The organism is Ruegeria sp. AB6, from assembly GCF_056542685.1.
This window is the reverse complement of sequence record NZ_JBQGAD010000016.1, coordinates 43,413-53,588: the sequence shown is the minus strand read 5'-3', so window position 1 is coordinate 53,588 and position 10,176 is coordinate 43,413. Positions and strand designations below refer to the sequence as shown.

Below are 10,176 nucleotides of genomic sequence, written 5' to 3'. Positions count from 1 at the left end.
CTGCGGTCAGCGTGGTCTTACCATGGTCAACGTGGCCAATCGTGCCGATGTTGACGTGCGGTTTTGTACGCTCAAACTTTTCCTTTGCCATGATGGCCTCCTTTTTCGGTAATGAAGGGAGCCCGTAAACCGGACTCCCTCAAATCTTTGGTTATGCGTATTTCGCCTGGATCTCGTCCGAGATGTTCTGCGGAACCGGATCGTAGTGATCGAACTGCATGGTGAACTGGGCACGGCCCGACGACATCGAACGCAGAGTGTTGATGTAGCCGAACATGTTCGCCAGCGGAACGAACGCATCGATCGCGATCGCGTTGCCGCGCGGTTCCTGACCAGACACCTGGCCACGACGCGAGGTCAGGTCGCCGATGATACCGCCGGTATATTCTTCCGGGGTGATCACCTCGACCTTCATGATCGGTTCCAACAGCTTCGCGCCAGCTTTGCGCATGCCTTCACGCATACACATACGGGCCGCGATTTCGAACGCCAGAACGCTCGAGTCAACGTCGTGGAACTTACCGTCCAGCAAGGCAACCTTGAAGTCGATCACGGGGAAGCCAGCCAGCGGGCCGCTATCCATGACCGAGTTGATGCCTTTTTCAACACCCGGGATGTATTCCTTCGGAACGGCACCACCAACGATGCGGCTTTCGAACGAATAACCTTCGCCTGGCTCGGTCGGCTGGATTTCCAGCTTAACTTCACCAAACTGACCCGAACCACCCGACTGTTTCTTGTGGGTGTAGGTGTGCTCGACCGGCATCGAGATGGTTTCACGATAGGCCACCTGCGGTGCACCAATGTTCGCTTCAACCTTGAACTCGCGCTTCAGACGGTCAACCAGGATGTCCAGGTGAAGTTCGCCCATGCCCTTCATGATGGTCTGACCGGATTCCAGATCAGTTTCCACGCGGAAGGACGGGTCTTCAGCGGCCAGACGGGCCAGACCCTGGGACATCTTCTCTTGGTCGCCCTTGGTTTTGGGCTCAACCGCGATCTCGATCACCGGATCAGGGAAGGTCATGGTTTCCAGAACGACCGGCTCTTTCGCGTCACACAGGGTGTCACCGGTGGTGGTGTCTTTCAGACCTGCCAGCGCGATGATATCGCCTGCAAACGCTTCTTCGATCTCTTCCCGGTTGTTCGAGTGCATCATCATCATACGACCGATGCGCTCTTTCTTACCTTTGGTCGAGTTCAGGATCGAGTCACCCTTGTTCATGGTGCCCGAGTAGATCCGAGTGAATGTCAGCGAGCCAACGAAGGGGTCGTTCATGATTTTGAACGCCAGACCCGAGAACGCCATGTCGTCATCAGCACGACGGGCGATGTCACGAACTTCTTCCTCGTCGCCGGGTTTGAAGCCCATGTAATCAACAACGTCCAGCGGGCTGGGCAGATAGTCGATCACAGCATTGAGCAGAGGCTGAACACCTTTGTTCTTGAACGCCGAACCACCCAGAACCGGAACAAACGCGATGTCCAGAGTACCTTTGCGCAGCAGGGCGCGCAGGGTCGGAACGTCGGGCTCATTGCCTTCCAGGTATTCCATCATCGCGTCGTCGTCCATTTCGACGGCCGCTTCGATCATCTTGCCGCGCCATTCGTCAGCCATGTCTTTCAGGCTGTCGCGGATCGGTGCTTTGATCCAGCTTGCGCCCAGATCTTCGCCCTGCCACAGCCACTCTTCCATGGTGACCAGGTCGATCAGACCTTCCAGCTCGGACTCGGCGCCGATCGGAATACCAACCGGAACAGCGCGTGCGCCGGTGCGGTCTTCGATCATGCGAACGCAGTTGAAGAAGTCTGCGCCGATCTTGTCCATTTTGTTGACGAAAACCATACGCGGAACTTTGTAGCGGTCAGCCTGACGCCACACGGTTTCGGTCTGGGGCTCAACACCGGCGTTTGCGTCCAGAACGCAGACGGCACCGTCGAGAACCGCCAGCGAGCGTTCGACTTCGATGGTGAAGTCAACGTGGCCGGGGGTGTCGATGATGTTCAGGCGGTGCTTGGGGGTATCGGCGGTTTTACCGTCTTCGGTGCGCTCCCAGAAAGTGGTGGTCGCAGCCGAAGTGATGGTGATGCCGCGTTCCTGCTCCTGCTCCATCCAGTCCATGGTGGCTGCACCATCGTGCACCTCACCGATGTTGTGGGATTTACCAGTGTAATACAGGATACGCTCCGAGCAGGTGGTCTTACCTGCGTCGATGTGCGCCATGATACCGAAGTTACGGTATAGTTCGAGCGGATATTCGCGTGCCATTTTGGATAAGCCTCTGGATTACCAACGGTAGTGGCTGAAGGCTTTGTTCGCCTCGGCCATCTTGTGGGTGTCTTCGCGCTTCTTCACGGCGGTACCGCGGGACTGTACAGCGTCCAGCAGCTCACCGGCGAGGCGTTCTTCCATGGTGTTTTCGTTGCGGCCGCGCGCGGCGGTGATCAGCCAGCGGATGGCCAGTGCTTCGCGGCGCTCGGGGCGCACTTCGACAGGAACCTGATAGGTTGCACCACCAACCCGACGCGAGCGAACCTCAACCGACGGTTTGATGTTGTCGAGCGCTTCGTGGAACACTTCGACGGGTGCGCGCTTGATCTTGTTCTCAACGCGGTCAAAGGCGTTGTAGACGATGCGCTCTGCGACCGACTTCTTGCCGTCGATCATCAGGTTGTTCATGAATTTGGTCAGAACCTTGTCGCCAAATTTGGCGTCAGGCAGGACTTCGCGTTTTTCGGCGGCGTGACGACGTGACATATCAGCCTCTCCTTCTTACTTGGGACGCTTCGCGCCGTATTTCGAACGACGTTGCTTACGATCTTTGACGCCCTGAGTATCCAGAACACCGCGCAGGATGTGGTAACGCACACCGGGAAGGTCTTTTACACGGCCGCCACGGATCAGAACAACTGAGTGTTCCTGCAGGTTGTGGCTTTCACCGGGGATGTACGAGATGACCTCGAACCCGTTGGTCAGGCGCACTTTGGCAACCTTACGCATTGCCGAGTTCGGTTTCTTCGGTGTGGTGGTGTACACGCGGGTGCAGACACCGCGTTTCTGCGGGCACTGCTCCAGGTGCATGGACTTCGAGCGTTTTACTTTGGGCTGCCGCGGCTTGCGGATCAGCTGTTGAATAGTTGGCATTCCGGTTTCTTCCCCGTTTTGCAACACACATGACATGCACGCGCATTGCGTGCGGTTAAACTTTGCTGCACTCATGCGTCCACAAGCGCAAAACCCGCGAGCGTTCCCATTCCGAGGTGAACGTCGCGGTTTGTTATCAGAGGACGCGAACTGCAAAATTGTCCGGGTCTTGACCAGTTCATTACTGAAATCGGTTATGGGGCGGCCCCCGGTACCGAGATGACGCGCGTAATAGGGGGAGTCGGCGCAAGTGTCAACAGCGCAGCCCGTTTGACAAATGCCGGACCCAATTTCGCCGATTTGCACAGGCAGATATCAGAGTTCAGTCACCTTCACCAGTTGCGGGCTCATCGTTGCCAAGGCATAGTTGGGTCGACCAGTTTGATCACGGATACATCATGCAAGTTATCGGTCTGTGCCGCTTTTCCTACCCGGCTTATGGCGGCTTTCAGATCGAACATGACACGATCGAGGAACGGCGCGCCTATCTCTACCACCCTACCCGGCTGGAAGAGAGGTTTCGCCTGTTCGAAACCACCACCCTGCCCTGTCTGCGCGAACAGACGGATGAGGATTTCCAATTGCTCATCGTGATCGGGGATTGCCTGTCGAAACCCGCATTTGATCGGCTGCACGACCTGACCGCAGGCATGAAACAGGTGCAGATCATCGCCCGCCGCCCCATGCGCCACCGGCGGGTGATGAAAGAGATCCTGAACGCTGCACGCCACGACCCCAACGCGCCCTGCATCCAGTTTCGCCATGACGACGACGACGCCGTGTCGGTGGATTTCGTCGAACGGCTACGTATCGCTGCGGACGAAGGCGGCGCGCTGATGCGCAACAACAAGACCGTCGCCATCGACTATAACCAAGGGTTCCTGGCGCGGTTCGGGCCCGAGGGCATTCACGCCGCGCAGGTGTTTCAACCTCTGCTGGGGATCGGATTTGCCATGTACGTTCGGGGCGGAAGCGATCTGACAATCATGAATTTCGGGCATCACCGGATCGGAAACTACATGCCGGTGATCAGCTATCCCGATGCGCCGATGTGGGTGCGCACACTAAATTCGTTCAACGATTCACCCCATGCCCGCAAAAGCAACACCCAGCTTGCCCCCCTGACCCTCGAACAAGAGGGCGAGTTCATCGCCCGCTTTGCCATCGATCAGGACGCCGTGCGCCGCGCTCACTCGGGTGGGTGAACGGCCCGCTCACGGAATAGGGTGAAAAGCCCGGCACCCACGACCAGCACGGCACCTGCCATGGTTACAGCGTCTGGCCAGTCTCCGAACACGACCCAACCCAAACCCAGGGCCCAAAGCAAGCTGGAGTAACGAAACGGCGCGATGAACCCCACATCGCCCTCGCGCATAACCATGACGCTGAACAGATAGCCCATCAGTACAAACACCGCCGCCGTCCCCACCATCACGCCCGCTCCGGGCGAAACTGGCACCCAACCTGTTGATACGGTCGCAATCGAGGCCGAAACGGTGATGGTGACGCTTGTGGCCAGCGTCACAACCAGCGACGGCACCTCACTAGACATGCGCCGCGTGATTAGATCCCGCACCGTGACCGAGATCACGGCGATCAGCGCGTAAATCGCATAGATGCTAAACCCCTCCGGACCTGGTCGGACGATCAGCAGCATCCCCACAAACCCCATCCCGATAGCCAGAATGCGCCGCCACCCGATCTGTTCGCGAAAAAACAGAACCGCACCCAAAGTCACGGTCAGCGGCAGTGCCTGCAAGACCGCCGTCACATTGGCAAGCGGCATATGCAGCAGAGCGGTCAGGAAAAAGAACGTGGCCGACAGCTCGGCCAGGCTACGCGCACCGATCAGCCACTTGTCATGTCGCGGGAAGTGCAAATGCAGCGCCCCCAGGTTGCGCGCCATAAGATACACAAGAACCGTCGCCAAAACCCCGCGCATGGCCACCATCTGGAACAGAGGTACCTCGGCCCCTGCCAGCTTGATCAGCGTATCATTGATGGTAAAGGCCGCCATACTGCCCATCATCAGCAGGGCGCCTTTTATGTTTGGGGTCATGGAAACAGAACTCAGATATCTTCATACTCATTCGCGGGGATGACGAACTGCAAGTCAATACACGCGGCCGGAAAAAGTGATTTACAAGTCGTATCAATGTGTTGAAAAATTGGACCATTCTGACGTCAGTTTTTTGGAGAGTTTATGTTTGAGAAGAATTCTCAAGGTTTTGGTCAGCAACCACGTCGCTACCAAACCAGTGGTGTTCAGCCGCAACCAAAAGCACGTGTGGCACAGTCGCGCGCCCGCGAGCCTAAGTCTGCCCCGACCCCTATCAGATTTGACCTAATGTTTTGGGGCGCTCTCTGCTCGTTTGTTGTGTTTTTCTATTTTTCAACCTTCAAGCAATTTCTGATCTGGCACCGGAATCCGTGAAAAACGGTAACACCCCAGGCGCATTTGGATTGCCTGTTGCAATTTTATCAGTTGTTTGGATCGCCGTCATTCCTGCCTTGTTTCTTCGCGGTGTCCATCGAAGTGTGCGACGCGGAAAACTACTTCTGAATTGGTTTGCGACAGGCGCGTTTGTGGGGGTTGCGCTTGGCGTTCTGTTCCTGAATCTGAGCATTTGAGCGCATGTCTGTCGCATTGCCTGAGCCCACTGCGCGGTTTTTTTGATATTATCGGCCCTCTGTTCAGCGAGACCACAACAACAAAAAAGGCCCCGCGTTTCCGCAGGGCCTGTTCTTTGTTCTGAAACCGCGCTTATTCGCGGCTTTCGGGGGCGTCGACCACGATGTCCAGCTCATCCCCGACCATGTCGTCATCGATCAGCGGCGCAGCCAGAGCAGCGGCGGCTTCGGCCTCTTCCCGGCGGGCTTCGATGACGACGTTATCGCGGGTCTGGGCGACCTGACGCACGGCCTGAGTGGCACCACCGGTACCGGCGGGAATCAGACGACCGACGATGACGTTCTCTTTCAGGCCAACCAGCTTGTCTTTCTTGCCCTGAACCGAAGCTTCGGTCAGGACACGAGTGGTTTCCTGGAACGACGCCGCCGAGATGAACGAACGCGTTTGCAGCGAGGCTTTGGTGATCCCCAGAAGGATCGGCTCGCCTTGTGCCGGACGACCACCGCGGGCGATGGTCTTCTCGTTGGCCGCGTCGAACTCTTGCTTGTCGACATGCTCGCCTTTCAGCAGGGTGGTGTCGCCTGAATCCAGGATCTCCCACTTCTGCAGCATCTGGCGCACGATGACCTCGATGTGCTTGTCATTGATCTTCACGCCCTGCAGACGATAGACGTCCTGCACCTCGTCGATCATGTAATCCGCCAGCGCTTCGACACCCATGATGGAAAGGATGTCGTGCGGAGCCGGGTTACCGTCCATCAGGTATTCACCCTTCTGGATGAAGTCCCCTTCGGCGACCGGGATGTGCTTGCCCTTGGGTACCATGTACTCGATGGTCTCCATGGACTCGTCCGCCGGTTCGATGCTGATGCGGCGCTTGTTCTTGTAGTCGCGGCCAAAGCGCACGTAACCATCGGCTTCTGCGATGATCGCGTGATCTTTTGGACGGCGGGCTTCGAACAGTTCGGCCACACGCGGCAGACCACCGGTGATGTCCTTGGTCTTGGCACCTTCACGCGGGATACGCGCGACAACGTCACCGGCTTCGACGGTCTGACCGTCTTCGACCGAAAGGATCGCATCCACCGACATCGGATAGTGAACCGGGTTGCCCGCGTCGTTGCGGACTGGTTCGCCATCTTCACCAACCAGAATGATCTCGGGCTTGAGGTCGCTGCCTTTGGGGGCCGCGCGCCAGTCGATCACGATCTTCTGGGTCATACCGGTTGCTTCGTCGGTCTCGTCGCGGACAGCAAGGCCCGAAACCAGATCAACGTATTTCGCAGTACCCGCTTTCTCGGCGATGATCGGCAGGGTGTACGGGTCCCATTCGAACAGCTTGTCGCCACGGGCAACCGTTGCGCCATCCTTGACGAACAGCTTCGAGCCGTAGCCCAGCTTGAAGCTGGCACGTTCTTCGCCGTGTTCGTCGTTGATAACCAGCTTCATGTTCCGGCCCATGACCAGGCTTTCGCCTGCGGCATTGATCAGAATCTGCGGGTTCTCGAACGCAACAACACCTTCCTGGTTGGCTTCCTGGAACGATTGCTGACCACCTTGCGCAACACCACCGATGTGGAAGGTCCGCATAGTCAGCTGAGTACCGGGTTCACCGATCGACTGCGCGGCGATGATGCCGACAGCTTCACCCGTGTTGACCATGGTGCCGCGTGCAAGGTCACGACCATAGCAGGTTGCACAGACGCCTTCCTCGGACTCACAGGTCAGAGGCGAACGGATGCGCATCGACGCAACACCGGCCTCGTCGATGGTGTCGGCCATACGTTCGTCGATCAGCTGACCTGCTGCGACGATCACCTCATCGGTGCCCGGACGCAGAACATCGTCAGCCGCCACACGGCCCAGCACACGTTCGGCCAGCGAGGCAACAACCTCACCGTCGTTCACGGCTGCTTCGGCTGTGATTGCACGTTCTGTGCCACAGTCGATCTCACGCACGATACAGTCCTGCGCCACGTCCACCAGACGACGGGTCAGGTACCCCGAGTTCGCCGTCTTCAGAGCGGTATCCGACAGCCCCTTACGGGCACCGTGGGTCGAGTTGAAGTACTCGAGAACGGTCAGACCTTCTTTAAAGTTCGAGATGATCGGCGTCTCGATGATGTCACCGTTCGGCTTGGCCATCAGGCCGCGCATACCGCCCAGCTGTTTCATCTGAGTGACCGAGCCACGCGCGCCCGAGTGGGCCATCATGTAGACCGAGTTCGGTTCCTGCTCGGAGCCGTCCTCTGCCCGATCCGACGACGAAATCGTCGACATCATGGCCTCGGTGACGCGGTCGTTACACTTCGACCAGGCATCGACAACTTTGTTGTACTTTTCGCCCTGAGTGATCAGGCCGTCCATGTACTGCTGTTCAAAGTCCTTCACCTGACCGCGGGTGTCATCAACGATGCCCCACTTGTCGTCCGGAATGACCATATCGTCCTTACCGAACGAGATGCCGGCCTTGAACGCTTCTTTGAAGCCCATCGACATGATCTGGTCACAGAAGATAACCGACTCTTTCTGACCGCAATACCGGTAGACCGTGTCGATGACCTGCTGCACTTCTTTCTTCCGAAGCAGGCGGTTAACCAGCTCGAACGGCGCTTTGTTGTTCATCGGCAGCAAGGCACCCAGACGCAGACGGCCCGGAGTGGTCTCATAGCGCTTCTGAACTTCGTTGCCTTCGTCGTCGATCTGCGTGATCCGCGCGGTGATCTTGGTGTGCAGATGCACTTCGCCGGAATCCAGCGCGTGCTGAACTTCGTCGATGGACCCGAACACCTTGCCTTCACCCGGCATACCTTCGCGTTCCAGGGTCACATAGTAGAGACCAAGGATCATATCCTGCGACGGAACGATGATCGGCGCGCCGTTTGCAGGCGACAGAACGTTGTTCGTCGACATCATCAGAACACGGGCTTCCAGCTGGGCCTCCAGGCTCAGCGGGACGTGAACAGCCATCTGGTCACCGTCGAAGTCGGCGTTAAAGGCCGAACAGACCAGCGGGTGCAGCTGAATGGCTTTACCTTCGATCAGAACCGGCTCGAACGCCTGAATGCCAAGACGGTGCAGCGTCGGCGCACGGTTCAGCATGACCGGGTGTTCGCGGATCACCTCGTCGAGGATATCCCACACTTCGGGACGCTCTTTCTCGACCAGTTTCTTCGCTTGTTTCACGGTCGAAGACAGACCCTTGGCTTCAAGGCGCGAGTAGATGAACGGCTTGAACAGCTCCAGCGCCATCTTCTTGGGCAAGCCACACTGGTGCAGCTTGAGTTCCGGACCGGTCACGATGACCGAACGGCCCGAGAAGTCGACGCGTTTCCCCAGAAGGTTCTGGCGGAAACGACCCTGCTTACCCTTCAGCATGTCCGACAGCGATTTCAGCGGACGCTTGTTGGCGCCGGTGATCACGCGGCCACGACGGCCGTTGTCGAACAGAGCATCAACGGATTCCTGCAGCATCCGCTTTTCGTTGCGGACGATGATGTCAGGCGCGCGCAGCTCGATCAGACGCTTCAGACGGTTGTTCCGGTTGATAACGCGGCGATACAGATCGTTCAGATCCGAGGTCGCGAAACGGCCACCATCCAGCGGAACCAGCGGACGCAGTTCCGGCGGGATGACCGGGATCACGGTCATAACCATCCACTCAGGCCGGTTGCCCGACTCGAGGAAGCTCTCAACAACCTTCAGACGCTTGATGATCTTCTTGGGCTTCAACTCGCCGGTTGCTTCGGCCAGATCAGCGCGCAGCTGCTCGGCTTCGGCTTCCAGATCGATCTGGGCCAGCATCTCACGGATGGCTTCGGCACCGATATTGGCGGTGAACGCGTCCATACCATAGGCATCCTGCGCGTCCATATACTCTTCTTCGGTCAGCATCTGGCCGTAGGTCAGGTCGGTCAGACCGGGCTCGATGACGACATAGTTTTCAAAGTACAGAACGCGTTCCAGATCGCGCAGCGTCATGTCCAGCATCAGACCGATGCGGGACGGCAGCGACTTCAGGAACCAGATGTGTGCAACAGGCGCGGCCAGTTCGATATGGCCCATACGCTCGCGGCGGACTTTCTGCAGGGTGACTTCCACGCCGCATTTCTCGCAGACAACGCCGCGATACTTCATCCGCTTATACTTGCCGCACAGACATTCGTAATCTTTGATCGGGCCAAAGATACGCGCGCAGAACAGACCGTCACGCTCGGGCTTGAACGTGCGGTAGTTGATGGTTTCGGGTTTCTTGATCTCGCCATAGGACCAAGACAGAATCCGCTCGGGCGACGCCAGCGAGACTTTGATCTCGTCGAAAACCTTCGGGGGCGTCAGCGGGTTGAACGGGTTGTTGGTGATTTCCTGGTTCATTTGTTACCTCAAATCTTGCGGAAGG

General features: G+C 57.8%; 8 protein-coding genes. 2 read left to right on the top strand and 6 right to left on the bottom strand.

All coding sequences use genetic code 11. The features are described 5' to 3' along the window. The 4 genes from ACR0DB_RS21235 to rpsL all read right to left on the bottom strand — a co-directional run. A partial coding sequence (locus tag ACR0DB_RS21235; protein ID WP_215675807.1) for a GTP-binding protein occupies nucleotides 1-91 on the bottom strand: 91 nt, incomplete at its 3' end. Nucleotides 92-151: 60 nt separating this feature from the next. Further along, complete coding sequence (fusA, locus tag ACR0DB_RS21230; protein ID WP_170355294.1) at nucleotides 152-2,269, bottom strand: elongation factor G; 2,118 nt, start codon at nucleotides 2,267-2,269, stop codon at nucleotides 152-154. A gap of 18 nt (nucleotides 2,270-2,287) precedes the next feature. Continuing rightward, the gene (gene rpsG, locus ACR0DB_RS21225) at nucleotides 2,288-2,758 is read right to left on the bottom strand and encodes a 30S ribosomal protein S7 (protein WP_039529242.1); all 471 of its coding nucleotides are present in this window, start codon (nucleotides 2,756-2,758) and stop codon (nucleotides 2,288-2,290) included. 15 nt (nucleotides 2,759-2,773) lie between these two features. Further along, nucleotides 2,774-3,145, bottom strand: coding sequence for a 30S ribosomal protein S12 (rpsL, locus tag ACR0DB_RS21220; protein ID WP_005621086.1), 372 nt, complete (start codon nucleotides 3,143-3,145; stop codon nucleotides 2,774-2,776). A gap of 398 nt (nucleotides 3,146-3,543) precedes the next feature. Here rpsL and ACR0DB_RS21215 point away from each other — a divergent pair, with 398 nt between their 5' ends. Further along, the gene (locus ACR0DB_RS21215) at nucleotides 3,544-4,350 is read left to right on the top strand and encodes a putative rhamnosyl transferase (protein WP_480552816.1); all 807 of its coding nucleotides are present in this window, start codon (nucleotides 3,544-3,546) and stop codon (nucleotides 4,348-4,350) included. On the opposite strand, the gene ACR0DB_RS21210 is transcribed toward ACR0DB_RS21215, so the two are convergent. After that, nucleotides 4,335-5,204 carry a DMT family transporter gene (locus ACR0DB_RS21210; RefSeq protein ID WP_480552815.1) on the bottom strand — a complete coding sequence of 290 codons (870 nt, stop codon included), beginning with the start codon at nucleotides 5,202-5,204 and terminating at the stop codon, nucleotides 4,335-4,337. The genes ACR0DB_RS21215 and ACR0DB_RS21210 overlap by 16 nt on opposite strands. A gap of 144 nt (nucleotides 5,205-5,348) precedes the next feature. Between ACR0DB_RS21210 and ACR0DB_RS21205 the strand changes: the two genes are divergently transcribed. Beyond that, nucleotides 5,349-5,579: a hypothetical protein gene (locus ACR0DB_RS21205; RefSeq protein WP_480552814.1), complete on the top strand. Its 231-nt coding sequence runs from the start codon at nucleotides 5,349-5,351 to the stop codon at nucleotides 5,577-5,579. A gap of 330 nt (nucleotides 5,580-5,909) precedes the next feature. Here ACR0DB_RS21205 and rpoC read toward each other — a convergent pair whose 3' ends face one another. Continuing rightward, nucleotides 5,910-10,151, bottom strand: coding sequence for a DNA-directed RNA polymerase subunit beta' (gene rpoC, locus ACR0DB_RS21200; protein WP_480552813.1), 4,242 nt, complete (start codon nucleotides 10,149-10,151; stop codon nucleotides 5,910-5,912). Between the last annotated feature and the right edge of the window lie 25 nt (nucleotides 10,152-10,176).